22 protein-coding genes are annotated in these 15,186 nt (G+C 51.4%); 13 read left to right on the top strand and 9 right to left on the bottom strand.

The window, feature by feature from the left end; translation table 11 throughout:
- Positions 1–390, bottom strand: coding sequence for a hypothetical protein (locus ABKW30_RS17475; RefSeq protein ID WP_348600181.1), 390 nt, complete (start codon positions 388–390; stop codon positions 1–3).
- Between the two features lie 346 nt (positions 391–736).
- Here ABKW30_RS17475 and ABKW30_RS17470 point away from each other — a divergent pair, with 346 nt between their 5' ends.
- The 3 genes from ABKW30_RS17470 to ABKW30_RS17460 all read left to right on the top strand — a co-directional run bounded on the left by ABKW30_RS17470 (position 737) and on the right by ABKW30_RS17460 (position 3,335).
- Positions 737–2,263, top strand: a complete 1,527-nt coding sequence (locus tag ABKW30_RS17470; protein WP_348600180.1) for an ABC-F family ATP-binding cassette domain-containing protein — start codon at positions 737–739, stop codon at positions 2,261–2,263.
- A 106-nt stretch (positions 2,264–2,369) separates the two neighbouring features.
- Complete coding sequence (locus ABKW30_RS17465) at positions 2,370–3,077, top strand: glutathione S-transferase N-terminal domain-containing protein (RefSeq protein WP_348600179.1); 708 nt, start codon at positions 2,370–2,372, stop codon at positions 3,075–3,077.
- Between the two features lie 129 nt (positions 3,078–3,206).
- A complete protein-coding gene (locus ABKW30_RS17460; RefSeq protein ID WP_348600178.1) occupies positions 3,207–3,335 on the top strand; it encodes a hypothetical protein in 129 nt (42 codons plus the stop codon).
- A gap of 17 nt (positions 3,336–3,352) precedes the next feature.
- On the opposite strand, the gene ABKW30_RS17455 is transcribed toward ABKW30_RS17460, so the two are convergent.
- Entirely contained in the window at positions 3,353–3,673 is a 321-nt protein-coding gene (locus ABKW30_RS17455) for a hypothetical protein (protein WP_348600177.1), read from the bottom strand.
- Between the two features lie 245 nt (positions 3,674–3,918).
- On the opposite strand from ABKW30_RS17455, the gene ABKW30_RS17450 reads away from it, so the two are divergent.
- Positions 3,919–4,164, top strand: a complete 246-nt coding sequence (locus ABKW30_RS17450) for a hypothetical protein (RefSeq protein WP_348600430.1) — start codon at positions 3,919–3,921, stop codon at positions 4,162–4,164.
- A gap of 3 nt (positions 4,165–4,167) precedes the next feature.
- On the opposite strand, the gene ABKW30_RS17445 is transcribed toward ABKW30_RS17450, so the two are convergent.
- Positions 4,168–4,731 carry a flavin reductase family protein gene (locus tag ABKW30_RS17445; protein WP_348600176.1) on the bottom strand — a complete coding sequence of 188 codons (564 nt, stop codon included), beginning with the start codon at positions 4,729–4,731 and terminating at the stop codon, positions 4,168–4,170.
- Positions 4,732–5,105: 374 nt separating this feature from the next.
- Here ABKW30_RS17445 and ABKW30_RS17440 point away from each other — a divergent pair, with 374 nt between their 5' ends.
- Both ABKW30_RS17440 and ABKW30_RS17435 read left to right on the top strand, forming a co-directional pair.
- Complete coding sequence (locus ABKW30_RS17440; protein ID WP_348600175.1) at positions 5,106–5,255, top strand: hypothetical protein; 150 nt, start codon at positions 5,106–5,108, stop codon at positions 5,253–5,255.
- A gap of 241 nt (positions 5,256–5,496) precedes the next feature.
- Entirely contained in the window at positions 5,497–5,655 is a 159-nt protein-coding gene (locus ABKW30_RS17435) for a DUF5320 domain-containing protein (protein ID WP_008123123.1), read from the top strand.
- Between the two features lie 201 nt (positions 5,656–5,856).
- On the opposite strand, the gene ABKW30_RS17430 is transcribed toward ABKW30_RS17435, so the two are convergent.
- Positions 5,857–6,303, bottom strand: a complete 447-nt coding sequence (locus ABKW30_RS17430) for a host attachment family protein (protein WP_348600174.1) — start codon at positions 6,301–6,303, stop codon at positions 5,857–5,859.
- 241 nt (positions 6,304–6,544) lie between these two features.
- Between ABKW30_RS17430 and ABKW30_RS17425 the strand changes: the two genes are divergently transcribed.
- On the top strand, positions 6,545–6,724 hold the full coding sequence (locus tag ABKW30_RS17425) for a hypothetical protein (protein WP_348600173.1): 180 nt from the start codon (positions 6,545–6,547) through the stop codon (positions 6,722–6,724).
- A gap of 64 nt (positions 6,725–6,788) precedes the next feature.
- On the top strand, positions 6,789–7,154 hold the full coding sequence (locus ABKW30_RS17420; RefSeq protein ID WP_348600172.1) for an antibiotic biosynthesis monooxygenase: 366 nt from the start codon (positions 6,789–6,791) through the stop codon (positions 7,152–7,154).
- Between the two features lie 60 nt (positions 7,155–7,214).
- Here the strand turns inward: ABKW30_RS17420 and ABKW30_RS17415 are convergent, their stop codons facing one another.
- Positions 7,215–7,538, bottom strand: a complete 324-nt coding sequence (locus ABKW30_RS17415; protein ID WP_348600171.1) for a hypothetical protein — start codon at positions 7,536–7,538, stop codon at positions 7,215–7,217.
- 29 nt (positions 7,539–7,567) lie between these two features.
- On the opposite strand from ABKW30_RS17415, the gene ABKW30_RS17410 reads away from it, so the two are divergent.
- The 5 genes from ABKW30_RS17410 (at position 7,568) to bfr (ending at position 10,338) form a co-directional block, all read left to right on the top strand.
- Positions 7,568–7,876 carry a hypothetical protein gene (locus ABKW30_RS17410; protein WP_348600170.1) on the top strand — a complete coding sequence of 103 codons (309 nt, stop codon included), beginning with the start codon at positions 7,568–7,570 and terminating at the stop codon, positions 7,874–7,876.
- Between the two features lie 206 nt (positions 7,877–8,082).
- Entirely contained in the window at positions 8,083–8,328 is a 246-nt protein-coding gene (locus ABKW30_RS17405; RefSeq protein ID WP_348600169.1) for a hypothetical protein, read from the top strand.
- A 141-nt stretch (positions 8,329–8,469) separates the two neighbouring features.
- Positions 8,470–8,931 carry an iron-responsive transcriptional regulator RirA gene (gene rirA, locus ABKW30_RS17400; RefSeq protein ID WP_348600168.1) on the top strand — a complete coding sequence of 154 codons (462 nt, stop codon included), beginning with the start codon at positions 8,470–8,472 and terminating at the stop codon, positions 8,929–8,931.
- Between the two features lie 644 nt (positions 8,932–9,575).
- Positions 9,576–9,887, top strand: a complete 312-nt coding sequence (locus ABKW30_RS17395; RefSeq protein WP_348600167.1) for a (2Fe-2S)-binding protein — start codon at positions 9,576–9,578, stop codon at positions 9,885–9,887.
- A complete protein-coding gene (bfr, locus tag ABKW30_RS17390) occupies positions 9,853–10,338 on the top strand; it encodes a bacterioferritin (protein WP_348600166.1) in 486 nt (161 codons plus the stop codon). The genes ABKW30_RS17395 and bfr overlap by 35 nt, the downstream gene beginning before the upstream one ends.
- A 68-nt stretch (positions 10,339–10,406) precedes the next feature.
- Here the strand turns inward: bfr and ABKW30_RS17385 are convergent, their stop codons facing one another.
- The 4 genes from ABKW30_RS17385 to ABKW30_RS17370 all read right to left on the bottom strand — a co-directional run bounded on the left by ABKW30_RS17385 (position 10,407) and on the right by ABKW30_RS17370 (position 15,144).
- Entirely contained in the window at positions 10,407–11,474 is a 1,068-nt protein-coding gene (locus tag ABKW30_RS17385; protein ID WP_348600429.1) for a BMP family ABC transporter substrate-binding protein, read from the bottom strand.
- A 70-nt stretch (positions 11,475–11,544) separates the two neighbouring features.
- Positions 11,545–12,465: an ABC transporter permease gene (locus ABKW30_RS17380; protein WP_348600165.1), complete on the bottom strand. Its 921-nt coding sequence runs from the start codon at positions 12,463–12,465 to the stop codon at positions 11,545–11,547.
- 1 nt (position 12,466) lies between these two features.
- Positions 12,467–13,558 (bottom strand): ABC transporter permease, encoded by a 1,092-nt coding sequence (locus ABKW30_RS17375; RefSeq protein ID WP_348600164.1) that lies wholly within the window; start codon positions 13,556–13,558, stop codon positions 12,467–12,469.
- Positions 13,558–15,144, bottom strand: a complete 1,587-nt coding sequence (locus tag ABKW30_RS17370) for an ABC transporter ATP-binding protein (RefSeq protein WP_348600163.1) — start codon at positions 15,142–15,144, stop codon at positions 13,558–13,560. Before ABKW30_RS17370 ends, ABKW30_RS17375 begins: the two co-directional genes overlap by 1 nt.
- Positions 15,145–15,186 lie beyond the last annotated feature (42 nt).

Raw genomic sequence — 15,186 nt, 5'->3', positions numbered from 1 at the left:
CTATTCGCATTCGAGCTTGGGCTTGCGGAAATCGGTGACGTACCAGCGGCCATAGGAAAACTGGGCGTAGAATGTATAGAAACACTCTGTTTCCTGAACGTAACCTGGCGTCTCGATAGTCTGATAACTCTTGCCGTGCTTGGTTCTGCGCATCTGTTCGGTTGAGGTTCCGGGCACGGCCATCGTGTTGATCTTACGCCATTGATAGGCTTTTCGACCGGGGCCTATGTCGATGACATTGGTTGGAGGTCCATAGTCGATGACCAATGATTCCAATGGCTTGCCAAGATAGCCTTTCATGACATCCGACGCGCAACCGGCAAGAAATGCGGCACTGACCAGAATTGCCGGCACGATGCGCGACCAACGCTTGATTTTGGAAACTGACATTTATCCCCCTGACTGTATTGGATACCACAGCAGATGCGGTCGCCAGATTGCGCTTGCATTACGCCCGATTGCTTCCCGCAAAAGGCAATGTTATCTATGCGGCGAACACCATCAAGAAAGGAGGGCTGCACATGAACGGACCATTCCATCAGCATCGTCGGCGCGGCCCTGTCTACGCCCTGCAATCGCGTTTGCAGGGCTGACCGGAAGTCTCTTTCAAGTTCATATCCTGGTCTGCCCTTCGTTGAGTGCAGCGTACAGCCTGAAAATTCGGGTCGCTGCCAATCGATAATTCACCGAGTCTGAGTGGCGTAGTCGCCGCAGCTCGGCATTCCAGAGAATGAACATGACCCTGATCAACGTCAGAAGCCTTGGTATCACCCTTGGCGCCCCACTCTTTGCTAATCTCAACCTCGCCATCGCCGCAGGCGATCGCCTTGGTATCATCGCTGCCAATGGGCGCGGCAAATCAACTTTGTTGCGCAGCTTGGCTGGTGAACTGGAGCCAACGACCGGCGATATTACCCGGACACGTGGCTTGCGGATCGGCCATGTCGAGCAGATCATGCCCGACAAACTCGTGAGCACGACGTTCTATGAAGCCGTACACCTTGCCCTACCCGCTGAGCAGATCGATAGCGAAAGCTGGCGCGTCGATATCGTGCTTGATTCACTTGATGTACCGGAGGAATTACGACAGCGCGTACTGTCGCAATTGAGTGGCGGCTGGCAGCGGCTTGCCATGCTGGCCCGTGTTTGGGTAACAGAACCGGACGTACTTTTACTCGATGAGCCGACCAACCATCTGGATCTGTCGCGGATTACCCAGCTGGAGCGTTGGATCAATGACCTGCCGCGCGATGTGCCGCTTGTCATCTGCAGCCATGACCGTGCCTTCCTTGACGCGACGACAAACCGGACATTGTTTTTGCGACCGGAAAACTCGCACTCATTCTCCTTGCCTTATGGCCGCGCCCGTCAGGCTTTGGACGAGATCGATGCTTCGGAGGCACGGCGTTTTCAGCGTGATATGAAAGTTGCTAATCAGCTCCGCCAGCAGGCAGCAAAGCTCAATAATATCGCTATTAATTCAGGTAGCGATCTCCTCACGGTCAAAACCAGGCAATTGAAGCAACGAGCGGAGCGGCTGGAGGATTCGGCCAGGCCTGCACATCAGGAACGCTCGTCGGGAGCCATAAAACTTGCCAATAGCGGCACGCACGCAAAGGTACTTGTCACGCTGAACGAGGCTTCGGTCAAAACGCCGGACGGAACGCTGCTGTTCAATACCGGCAAGCGTTGGATTTGTCAGGGTGACCGCATAGTGCTCCTCGGGCTGAACGGTGCAGGGAAATCCCGGCTCGTCGACATGATCCGCAAGTCGATTACCGATCCTGCAGCGTTGCCGGAATCGATCAAGGCAACGCCGTCACTGGTCCTTGGTTATGGCGATCAGGCCTTATCCGATCTTTCGGATCGTTCAACGCCTTTTGACACGATCAGCCGCCGTTTCGATGTCGGCGATCAGCGTGCACGCACACTTCTTGCCGGAGCCGGTTTGGGAATAGATATCCAGAACAAACCAAACAGCATTCTTTCCGGCGGGCAAAAAGCGCGCTTGGGCATGCTGGTTTTGCGGCTGTCCAACCCAAACTTCTACCTGCTCGATGAACCAACCAATCATCTTGATATTGAAGGTCAGGAAGCATTGGAAAATGAGCTGATGACGCAGGAGGCAAGCTGTCTGGTCGTATCGCATGATCGTAGTTTCGTCCGCGCTATCGGCAACCGATTCTGGCTTATCGAGAAGCGCCGCCTCGTTGAGGTGGAAGGACCGGAACAATTTTTCGCGTCCTTCTCCGCAACTGCGTGATCAAGTAAAAGTGTTTCGGTGAAACCATATTTCGCCGGAACACTTTGACAGGCGATCATGCTAGCTTTCCACGACTCGTAAACACCGCTATCCAAGGGAATATCAAATGACTGACCTATCGTCCTTCCCCATCGCGACCAAATGGCCTGCACAACATCCTGAGCTTTTGCAGCTTTACTCTTTGGCTACGCCCAATGGTGTGAAGGTTTCCATAGTACTGGAAGAACTTGGTATTCCCTATGAGCCCCACTTCGTCGATATCACGACGAACGAGACATGGACCCCGGAATTCCTGTCGCTCAATCCGAACGGCAAGATTCCTGCAATCATCGATCCGGATGGTCCCGGCGGCAAGCCGCTCGGCTTGTTTGAATCGGGAGCGATCCTGCTCTATCTGGCTGAAAAGACCGGCAAGCTAATCCCTACGGACCCGGCCAAGCGCTATGAAACCATTCAGTGGGTATTCTTCCAGATGGCGGCTATCGGGCCAATGTTTGGGCAACTCGGATTTTTCCATAAGTTTGCAGGCCGTGAATATGAAGACAAGCGGCCGCTTGAGCGTTATCGCGCTGAATCGCAGCGTCTGCTGGGCGTGCTTGAGACCCGTCTTGAAGGCCGTGAGTGGATCATGGGCGATGAATATACGATCGCCGATATTTCCATGCTCGGCTGGGTGCGCAATCTCATCGGTTTTTATGGCGCGGGAGAAATTGTCGAGTTTGATAAGCTCAAGAATGTTCCGGCTTGGCTTGAGCGTGGTCTGGCTCGCCCCGCGGTGCAGCGCGGTCTGGACATCCCCAAGCGTCCCGCGTAGTTGGCCTAAAAATCAGGCAGTGTTGAAACTGTTTGCATTTTGATACGTTATCTTACTACCATAAGTAATCTGAGGTTCGGAACTTTTGAAGTTCCTGCCTCAGACCCATCCACCGAAAGGATTGGATTCTTGGTAGTAGACGATTTTGACGAAGACGATGAAGATGCTTGGGCTGTTCACAATTCCCAAGGTTGGTATCTTGCGATATTCGGCATTGGCGTTGCTTTGGCTGCCCTGATCGTTTTTCTCTGCCCATAGAAATTCAGTTTTGAACTTTATTCGGCTGCTGAACGGGCGTGCTCCAATGCGCGCATTGCTGCAAACAGTACTTCCCTGTCCCGCTGATGTGCCTCAAACAGTTCGACAAAAGCCGGATTGCTGATTTCATGTGGCCGTGGTGCGGCTTTTGCGCGTAAGAGGCTCTGGTCTGCTGCAGCTCTAGCCACCGCAACCTGCTGCTTGGCAGCATCAATGTGGGAGAGTGACTGGCGGAGACCATTTGTCTTCGCGCGCAAGGCTGTTCCTGCCAGCACGGATGCCAGAAGTTTTTCGCCGGCCACCTCCGGATGTTCAGTTGGAACGACTCGCCCGTTCATTTCGAATATGCTTTCCGTGTACGATTCAATTTTCGCCATTATAGGCATCGGTTTATGACAGCAGAACGATGCAGCGATTAAATTGCGTGGTGATCGGGGTAGGCAATTCCTGTTTTCGACCAAGTTGTGGAATTCAGTTGCGATTGCCACAGGACGTCTCCCTGTTAGGGCAAACCAATTTGACTGTATGCGCTTATTCGGTTGTAATCGGGCCAATAGCTACGCGTAGACTGCAGGAGTAAATGATGGACCGCTATGAAACCTTCGCGACGTGGATATTTATTGTCTTCGGGGCGCTCATCATTGGCGGGTTGATGGCTTTTGCCATTTCTACCGGCGATAAGCCGGCCTTTATCTTCGCTCTGGCTGCTGCCTGTAGCGCGTTCTTCCTTGGTTTTGCGGTTATTTTTGACCGCCCGCGGTTATACGGGCTGATCCTGTTCGTTTCATTCGTGTTGATTGCCGGTTCGGTGACGACAATCGTTACCTAACGTCTAAGCGCTGACGATCGGGGCCGTGATATGTCGATAGGCACCATGCCAGTATAGCAATGGCTCCGCTTCCGTGCGCAGAGTTACAGCCCTCACCCGGCCGATCAATATGCCATGGGAATGACGCTCGACCGCCTCATCGAGTTCGCAATCAAGTACAGTCAAGGCGTTGACCAAGGCTGAGGTGCCTGTGGCGAGTTCCTGCCATTCGGCGTCACGATAGCGCTCAACGCCTTTAATACCGCCTCGGCCTGCAAAATTATCTGCGATGTGCTTCTGGTCATGGGCCAGCACGTTTACGCAAAAGCTGCCATGACGCTGCAATACCGCCCAGGATGATGACTCTCGATTAAGACTGACAATCACAGACGGCGGGTCAATCGCCAATGAAGAAACTGAAGTCGCTGTGAAACCACTGCGGTCATTGCCGCGCCCAACGGTTATGACGCTTACAGCACCTGCAAGATGGCGCATTGAATCTTTGAAGGAAGCAGATTCCACAGTCAAATCATTATGGGCCACCAGGTTCTGATGAACTGGTGCGGCTCCCGCTTGTACTAAAGCCATTGGATGTCATTCCTCGATTGCTGCCGACATGAACATGGGAGAACAAGACTCTCCTCGTTCCTTATTGCAGCACATCCCGTATGCCCTCAGCCAGATTACGATTTGCTCTGCCAGGGTTGATTTCGCGATATTGTTTTTGCCGATTGGCCTATTTCGAGAATTCAAATTCTGAAGTTGCGGAATTGCCCCATTACTCCGACCTTCAGGCAATCTATTATCGTTGAAGCTTGCTGGTCGGTGGGATAAAAATATTTCGCAGTAAACAGATCTCGCGCAAATTTTGTCCGATAATGCAACGCTTTAAGTAATCTCTATCGTTCTAATCGGGTATCAATTCCGGCGTTATTGCTCTCACATGAATGGGAGCCTCTTTAATGAGCCTGATCGACGCCGCTGTATGCGAAACCTCGCCCTCGAAACGTAAGCTGACGATCAGCACTGATCGCCTTGGTGTGTTTTTCGTTTTCGCCGGTGCCGTGGCCTTTCATCTGGCGGTAATCTTCAATCTGCTGCCTTCAGCCTAGGCACTCCAATCTCAATTTTTTTTACTGAAGCTGGAACCAATTTTTACCAGATGCATTTTGCATGTACTGGTTCCCCCAAACCAGTTTTGGCTAAACCCCACAAGCCAACAGCCCAATCCTCACGCCCCTGAGGGTTGGGCTTTTCTTTTAGGTGCAGTTGGAGCAACCTTGCGCAACAACACGGTGGACCCGGTGAAAACCGCTTCTACAGGTGGAATTAAGGTGACTTTGGAGGAGAACGATGTCGCTCGAAAACGCCAGACAGGCAATTGAAGCTGCAATTCATAGTGGCGACTTTAAAAGCATGGGGGTCGCAGTATTTAAGGCCATCAATGCTTTGGAAGAAAGAATTAAAGTATTGGAAGAAGAAAATGAGAGATTGAAGGCCCGGTTGAAATAATACGTGCTCGTTCGGATCGTTGAATTTGTCGGCAATTGTGTTAAAATACCAACAAGTTGAGTGTAGCGGTGTCTTGAGCCTGAGCCGCACTGAAACGATGCGCGATATATTTATCCAGAGTCCAGTTTGTTAGAGCCGAATCAAGCCTCAACTTACAAAACCCTTGACCGCATGGCCAAGGGTTTTGTTTGACTGCTTCACTTATCCAGCGAGAATGGATTGAATGTCACTAATCGGATGATTGGTAAGCGTCTTTGGTATCTCACTTACGATTTTGTCAGACACTTCCTTGTGAAATTCCTGACGAATTTCACCCAGGACCACCGGTGGGGCGATAATTATAAGCCGCTCGAAGTCGCCCTTATGCGCGAACGTGTAAAGTTCGTCGGCAACTTCTTTAGCAAATCGCTTCTTTGAAATTTCATGCCAATCTGTTTCTTCAGCGGCGCTTCGGTGTGCAGTTGGCCCATCTGAAAAGCGTCCGGGCTTGTCAGTGCCCTGCTCCCGAGTTGCGGGGTTTGCCTGTGTCATTTCATGGATTGTGTGCAGTTCAACGTTATTCGCCTCGCGCTTGTTACGAAGAAACAGAGCTTTCTCGCCGTCTGCAACCACAATCCAGGTTTGCCGGTTCAACATCACATCCACCATTTCAAACTCCACCATTCGAGTTTTGAGATTGGATAAGTTTCATTGGGAGTTTCCTTCCGTTTGAGACTAGGGATCATCTTGACCCTTGGCTGCAAGGCAACCTTAATCATCGCAGTGAAACGACATTCGAGGTATGTCTGACTTGCGATGGCGGACAAAAAATTAACGTCCCGAATCCTTAGATGTTCCAGAATTTTTGCGTAAACTGCATTGACCCCTTTTGAGCATCTTGGAGGACAGAATGAAAACCATTTTGCGCGTCATTGCCGCGTTACTGATAATCGCCGGCTGCATATGGACGCTTCAGGGACTCAGCCTGATCGGCGGCAGTTTCATGGTTGGACAGACGCGTTGGCTGGTTATTGGCCTGTGTACCATGGTCATGGGTGCCTTATTGTTGATTTTTCTCCGGCGGCAATGAGCGCTGTCTGGATTTAACCCCTTGCCCCTGTTAGACCTTTTTTTCTAGATGGGAGACAGGATTGATGACCGCATTGACTATTATCGTTGAGTTCGAAACGAACGAAGGCAGCGAAGAAGAATTTCTCACAAGAATACGCGAACATGCCAGGAAAACCCTCGAAGAAGAGCCGGGTTGCCTGCGGTTTGAGGTCATCAAACCGATCAAACGCGATGGTACGCCTATTCCTAATAAGGTGATGGTCAATGAGCTTTACGCAAATGAAGCGGCTGTGACCGCGCATGAATCCAATCCTCGTCTGGCCAAAGTGCGGGAAGCGAATGGACCATTGTTGAAATCCAGCAGGCTTATTCTTGCGCAGGCCGTTGATGGCCGTGCTGCAGATGAGGGTTTGCGGCCGCAGGAGTTGAATGCCAGCAATGATGATTGATTTTGATCATCTATAACGAAAGTATCATGGTACGACTTGCACATTATATGTCATGCTTGTTCAAGGCTGCCATTTTTGCGACCGGCCATATTGAAAGTCTGGAATGATGAAGATACTTGCGACGGTTGTTATAGTGCCCTGCATGCTTGTGCTGACAGGATGCGGCGCAATGCGTTGGGCCGACAAAAACCCGCCGAGAAACTCTAACTGCGCGGGGTGGAATAAAATCAGAATCAAGCCAGAAACCGCAGTATTCCTGGCAAAGAACGATTTTTCAGCCGGCATCGATATCGATTCGCACAATTTGAACGGGCAGAATAACGGCTGTTGGAAATAGCTTTCCGGCTTTATGCGGAACCAAATATGTCCTTTGACGTTCTTCAAACGGTAGAAATCACAAAGGAATATTTGGAATGGCAACAAATACAACGAAAGTTCGCGACACAATTGAAGACGATCTGGAAACACAGATTGCCTCTTTGCGCAAAGAGCTTTCCTCGATCAGCAAATCGCTCTCCGACCAGGGGTACGATCTCTATGATCAGGCCAGTTCCACTTACGACAGTGTGAAGCAAAGCGGCCGTAAGGCAGCTCGATTTGTTGGCGACGAGGCACAATATGTTGCCGAAAAAGCCAAGGAAAATCCGCTCACTGCTGTCGCCATCGTCTCCGCTGTTGCAGCAGTCGGTTTGCTTATTGGTTTAAGCGCCTACCGCCGCTAACGAGCGTGACAGTTTATTGAAGGCCGGGTTTCCCGGCCTTTTTTTGTGCCCAAAGCTATGAGCAATATCCAATCTGACAAGATTCGTTGGAATATTGCTTTCGCACGACCTAAAGGTCTATGTATGCGCAATTCGTCGGCCCTGACCGGCGTTTACGTATGGAAGGCTGTCTTCCACAATATGCAGGTTGAGAGTGAGTTATCGCGATGGACAAGTTTGAGAATTACGCCCTTGCTTTGATGGTCGTGTTCGGCGCGTTGATCATAGGCGGGCTTATGGCTGTCCATATCGCCTGGTTGAACAAGGCAGGTTTTCTCTTCGCTTTGGGCGCCGCCGTCGTTGTTTGGGCTGCCGGCTTTTCTGTGCTTTTCGACAAGCCGCGCCTTTATGGGCTTTCGCTTCTCGTCGCAATCGGCCTGATAGCTTCATCTATCGTGGTGCTTGTTGCCTGATCGATCCCGCATGTTATCGCTTCCAATAATAATATGAACATTAGGTTCATATTATTATTTACTTTATCGAGAATAATTCTAAAGTAGGATACGTAGAGTGAGTGAAATTGCCTGACGGTTCAGGTTGAGAAAGACATTCCCATGCGACTTACACGTCAAACAAACTACGCTATCCGTATTCTGATGTACTGCGCTGCAAATGACGGCAAGCTCAGCCGTATCGGCGAGATCGCCCAGGCGTACACAGTGTCAGAACTTTTCCTTTTCAAGATCCTTCAGCCACTCGTGGAAAATGGTTTCATCGAAACTGTCCGCGGCCGTAATGGTGGCGTGAAGCTGGGCAAGCCCGCAACCGACATTACCCTATTCGATGTTGTTCGCGTCACCGAAGAAAACTTCGCAATGGCCGAATGCTTTGAAGCTGATGGTGCTGATTGCCCGCTCATTGACAGTTGCGGTTTGAACTCAGCACTGCGCAAAGCTCTCAATGCTTTCTTTGAGGTGCTGTCCCAATACTCGATCGACGATATCGTTGACAAGCGCGATGTTCGCGCCCTGCTCGGAATTGATGCATTGGCTCCACGCCTCGCAACAGCCAGTTGAGTCGATCACTCGTCAGCCGGTGAAGCCGGCTGCGAGTCCCCACCGGCAAGCTTTTGCTGAGTATTTGACGGAATCGACTTAGCGTTCAGGCAGAACGGTGACGTTCCTGCGGAGAAACCTGCGAATCTCCGAGCAAAAGGTTCGATTTTTGCAGCAAATTCGCTATCGACAGTTGCGAAATGATTGTGCTCGGTTGCGCCTGTCTCCACCATTGCCATGTATTTTGGTCGGAATCCGACAAATGAGACGTTATGACACACGTCTTTTTGTGCCCGATTTTGACCTGCCGAACCAACCCATTTATCGAAACATGATTGAAAAGGTTATGTTATTTTTCTAGTTTAGAACTATTCTAAGTTATTGAAATCATGACGCAATCCGGCCTGCCGATTTGACAGAATGCTTATAAACACGTTTGATAGAGCCAGCGTTGTACAAACGCATGACCTTTAATGTTTGGGCCTTGAACCCTTGCGATTGGAGGAACCATTGTTCGGTTCGGAAGTATTCCCCGCGTGCGGGATTGTGTTTTCAGATATAGAATTACAGCCTGAGGCAATGTCTCGGTCATTTTTTGGTATTTCACAGAAAACACATAGCATTTCCAATAGCTTGTCTACTTCGCAATACGGCATCAAAACACGATGCTAGTTTGCCATTGCAATATCATTACCCAAAAAGAGATCGAGAATACTATCATTGAGTTTCTCGATGCTGACCCTTGGCAGCTTTTGGTTCCTGCCAAGATTTACCACGCCCTGAAGAAGCGCGGCCGCTGCTGCGGCTGCTTCCCAAATGTCGTCGAAACCATCATAAAGGTGACGGAAGACTATCACCTCCGCCATGGTCCGAACGACTCCGATGCTGTGTTGTTCATTGACCGTGTGCGGTCATTACGACACGAATACGGGAGTTCACGACATGAAGGGCGATCCAAGGGTCATCGAGCGGCTTAACGAGGCACTGTTCCTCGAACTGGGAGCTGTCAATCAGTATTGGCTGCACTTCCGCCTCCTCGATGACTGGGGCTTCAAGAAGCTCGCCAAGAAAGAACGCGCTGAATCAATTGAAGAAATGCATCACGCGGATCGCATTATCGAGCGCATTATTTTCCTTGAAGGCCACCCAAATCTGCAATCCATCGGTGCTCTTCGCATCGGCCAGAATATCAGGGAAGTTCTCGAGGCTGACCTGCAGGGCGAAATGGATGCGGTAGCTTCCTACAAGAAGTCCCGTGAAATCTGCTCAGAACTGGGCGACTATGTTTCCAAGGAGCTGTTTGATGAACTCCTCAAGGATGAGGAAGGTCACGTTGATTTCCTTGAAACCCAGATCGACCTGCTGAACTCAATTGGTGTCGAGCGTTATGGTATGCTCAATGCTGCTTCGGCTGATGAAGCCGCTTGATTTCAGGTTCTGACAAACTAATGAAAAGGGCGCCAGTGGCGCCCTTCTTTTTTGCGGTTCGCTCGATTTCAGTTGGGGAGCTTGTCGTCTACGCCCGCCACATAAAAGTTCATGCTCAATATGGTCTTGTCGTCGGCAGTCTCACCAGCCTTTAGCCATTCCGAACCATCCTGTTTCTTCAATGGACCGGTAAAAGGCTTCAGCTCACCGGAAGTGATCTTTGCCTGCGTTTCTTCGGCAAGCTTCTTCACGTCATCCGGCATGTTGGTATAGGGCGCCATGACAACCAGACCTTCCTTCATGCCTTCGAAGACATTGTGGGACTTCCAGCTACCATCAATCACCGCTTTTGCGCGTTCAATATAGTATGGGCCCCAATTATCGACGATGGATGTCAGCTGCGTTTCAGGACCGAATTTGATCATGTCGGACGCCTGACCAAAAGCTTTGATCTTGCGCTCGGAGGCTACCTGCATCGGCGCTGTCGAATCCGTGTGCTGCGTAATGATATCAACACCTTGATCGACAAGCGCCTTGGCTGCATCGGCTTCCTTGCCGGGATCGAACCAGGAGTTTGCCCAGATCACCTTGACCTTGAAGTCGGGATTGACTGACTGCGCGCCGAGCATGAATGCATTGATGCCCTGCACCACCTCGGGGATCGGGAACGATCCGATATAACCGGCAACGCCAGCCTTCGACATTTTCGCGGCAATGACGCCCTGTACATAACGCCCTTCATAGAAGCGGGAGTTATAAACCGAAACGTTCTCGGCAGTCTTGTAGCCAGTCGCATGTTCGAACTTCACGTCCGGAAACTTCTGCGCGACCTTGATCGTCGGGTCCATGTAACCGAAGGATGTCGTGAAAATCAGCTTGTTGCCGGCGCGAGCGAGACGTTCGATTGAGCGCTCCGCATCAGCGCCTTCGGGAACGCTTTCAAGAAAAGTCGTCTCGACCTGATCGCCGAGTGCCTTCTCCATCTCTTTGCGGCCCTGATCGTGCTGATAGGTCCAGCCGAAATCACCGGGCGGTCCGATGTAGATAAAGCCAATTTTCAGTTTTTCAGCCGCAAATGCAGCGCCTGTTGCAGCAAAGCTGGCAGCACCAAGGCTTGCAGCTATTGTCAGCCCCATAATCAGTTTTTTCATTAAAGTTCACCTCTCTGTTAAAGCAATGCGTTGTTCTTTTTGGTCCCGTCTGCAATCAGCGGTCAGGGACAAAAGCTTTGCCAAGCGATGTTGGCGTATTCATTAGCGTCAGGCGTTTGTTTCGTGAAATCAAGACCAGAACAATTATCGTGGCAAGATAGGGCAATGCTGACATCAGCTGTGACGGCACGCCGATACCAAGAGCCTGAGCATGGAGCTGACCTATCGTCACCGCTCCAAACAAGTAAGCCCCGGCCAGAATGCGCCAAGGCCGCCACGAGGCGAAAACGACCAGTGCCAAAGCGATCCAACCACGCCCGGAACTCATATTCTCTACCCATTGCGGCACATAAACCAGTGAAAGCTGCGCACCTGCAAGCCCGGCACAGGCGCCTCCAAACAGCACCGCAAGGTAGCGAATCCTGATCACCGGCACACCCAGAGCATGGGCTGATGTGTGGTTATCGCCGACTGATCGAAGCGTCAGGCCAGCGCGGGTTTTGAATAGGAACCAAGCCACGCCAATGGTCAAAAGAATGGACATGTAGAAGATCGGGTCCTGTCCGAAAAGAAACTTTCCGACGTATGGCAAGTCTGTAAGCCCTTGAATATAAAGGGATTGCATACGAACACCGGGCAGCCCGACAAAGCTTTCCCCAATCATTGCGGATGCGCCAAGACCAAGTAGAGTAAGGGCCAGTCCAGTTGCCACCTGATTGGTGGCCAGTGTCAGCGTCAAAAACCCGAAAAGCAGCGAAAATGCTGCCCCTGCAAGCACTGCAGCAAGCAATCCCAGCCAGGCAGAGCCAGTCATTTGTGCGGCCGCAAAACCAGAGACCGCGCCCATGATCATCATGCCTTCTACACCGAGGTTGAGGACGCCCGAACGTTCAACGACAAGTTCGCCCAAGGCAGCGATCAACAGCGGCGTAGCAGCCGTTGCAATCGTCAGAAGTATGGCCTCGAACATCGTCATTTCACGCGCCTTTCGCCGCTGTGTCGCCCAAGCGGGACACAATCCGGATGCGATAATAAATCAAGGTGTCACTGGCGAGGATAAAAAACAGCATTATGCCTTGAAAGATTCGAGCTGATTTCTCGGAAATGCCCAATGATATCTGTGCTGCTTCCCCTCCGAGATAAGTCAATGCAAGCACCAGTCCTGCTGCGACGATCCCCAGTGGATTAAGCCTGCCGAGGAACGCAACGATAATTGCGGTGAAGCCGTAGCCCGGTGAAATACTGGTACGAAGCTGTCCGACGGCACCCGACACCTCTGCTATGCCAGCGAGTCCCGCCAATGCACCGGAGATCAGGAACGCGAAAAAAGTCAGGCGTCCGGCACTGAAACCTGCAAAACGTCCTGCACGCGCGCTGCGTCCGAAAACCTTGATCTCAAAGCCGCTCAATGTACGTGACAGCGTGAACCAGACCGCTAAAGCAGCAATCAATGCAAGAATGAAACCCCAATGTGCCCTGCCCGATTGCGTCCATATTTCCGGTAGAATCGCACTCGCATTGAACTGAATTGTCTCCGGGAAGTTGTACCCTTGCGGGTTGCGCCAAGGGCCTCGCACGAGCCAATCCAGAAAAAGTTGCGCTACATAAACCAGCATTAGGCTGGTCAGAATCTCGTTGGTGTTAAATCGCACCTTGAGGAACGCAGGAATGCTCGCGTAAGCCGCACCGCCCGCCATACCCAGCAGCAGCATAATTGGCAGGACATACCATCCTTGAAAGTCCGGAAAGACAATGGGAAGAATTGAACCTGCAATGCCACCGGCAATGAACTGCCCTTCGGCACCGATGTTCCAGTTATTTGAAAGAAAACAGACAGATAGGCCAACTGCAATAAGGATCAGCGGAGCGGCTTTAATCAGCAGTTCGTGGATCGACCAAATCTCGGTCAATGGCTCGATAAAGTAGGAATAAAGCGCGGCAAAAGGATTTTTGCCAAGGATTGAAAATAGAATTGCACCGGCAATCAGTGTCAAAAACAGCGCTATGAAAGGTGACAAGGCGCTGAATAGAGCCGAGTGCTGTGGTCGCCTGACAAGTTCTATCCTCATCAGGCGGCTCCTGCATGTACAGAGGCGGAAGAGGTATCGGCCCCGCCCATCATTAGTCCCGCCCGCTCCATTGTCATCGCTTCTATGGGAACGGATTGGGACAACCTCCCATGAACCATGGCGGCCATCATGTCTGAAATTTCAAATAGCTCGTCGAGATCCTGGCTGATAACGACAACAGCAGAACCGCTTCGGGCAAGATTTACCAAAGCTTGGCGGATAAGAGCAGCGGCGCCCGCATCAACGCCCCAAGTAGGCTGATTGACGACCAGAAGAGACGGGTTACGATCCAGTTCCCTACCGATAAGAAACTTTTGCAGATTTCCACCTGAAAGCGCCGAAGCATCGGGATTTTCCGCGCTTTTTCGGACATCCATCTTGGAAACGATGCGCTTGGCAGCCATCGCCAGACTGGATTGCGCAACGAGCTTGAACAAGCCACCGGAGACAAACACTTTCTTGTCGGTTGAATGACGGGATAGCAACAGGTTTTGCGTCAGCGCCATGTCCGGCACCGCACCATGCCCGAGCCGCTCCTCCGGCACGAAGGCTGCGCCCAGCTTGCGGCGTGCTGATATACCCAGCAAACTGGCGTCTGTCCCCCGAATCGTCACTTTTCCGGCCTGCTCTTGGCGAACCTCACCTGAAATCGCATCGAAGAGTTCACCTTGGCCATTGCCCGCAACGCCAGCAATACCAAGTACTTCGCCTGAATTCACCACGAGGTCTATATCGTGCAGAGCCACAGAAAATGGTCCGCGTGGCTTTTGCGAAAGTCCACTGATCTGGAGCAGCGGCGTTGGCTTCGCATTCGATTTTTCAACGGTCGGTCGCTCGATAATGTGGATATCGCTCCCAACCATCATGCGGGCCAGCGAAGATGCTGTTTCCCCGCGCGGGTCGCAATGACCGACTACTTTACCGTGGCGCAATACTGTCGCCCTGTCGCAAAGTCGGCGAACTTCTTCAAGCCGATGACTGATGTAAAGGATGGACTTACCTTCAGAACGCAGCCGCTCCAGCGTGACGAACAAAAGATCGGCTTCTTGTGGCGTGAGGACCGAGGTTGGCTCATCCAGAATGATCAGGTCGGGATTTTGTAGAAGACAGCGGATAATCTCGATCCGCTGTCGCTCTCCAACGGAAAGATCGCCGACTAACGCATCGGGATCGACAGGGAGACCATAGGTCTGGCCTATCTGCCTTGCGCGTTCGGCAATGCTGTCGAGGGGCGCTTTTTCATCCAATGAAAGTGCAATATTTTCCGCTGCGGTCAGTGCATCAAACAGTGAAAAATGCTGGAAAACCATACCGATACCAAGCGATCTTCCCATAGCAGGACTGGAGACAATGACAGGTTGTCCCTTCCAGGAAATATCGCCAGAGGTTGGCTGCAAAGCGCCAAACAGCATTTTGACGAGCGTGGACTTGCCCGCTCCGTTTTCTCCAAGCAGGGCATGAATTTCACCGCTACCGATTGTCAGATCGATTCCGTCACACGCCTTCAATGTTCCGAAAACTTTGGTGAGCTTGTTTGCTTCCAGTAGCGGATTTTCAGAGCCGTCTTTTATTGTTTTTGTTGTCATCGTTCCCCGCGGCCAAGACCGTTATTGATCCTATGTCAGGCA

Source organism: Phyllobacterium sp. SB3, from assembly GCF_040009165.1.
GTDB lineage: Bacteria > Pseudomonadota > Alphaproteobacteria > Rhizobiales > Rhizobiaceae > Phyllobacterium.
The sequence above is the reverse complement of the archived record's forward strand: the minus strand, read 5'-3'. Positions and strand labels throughout refer to the sequence as shown.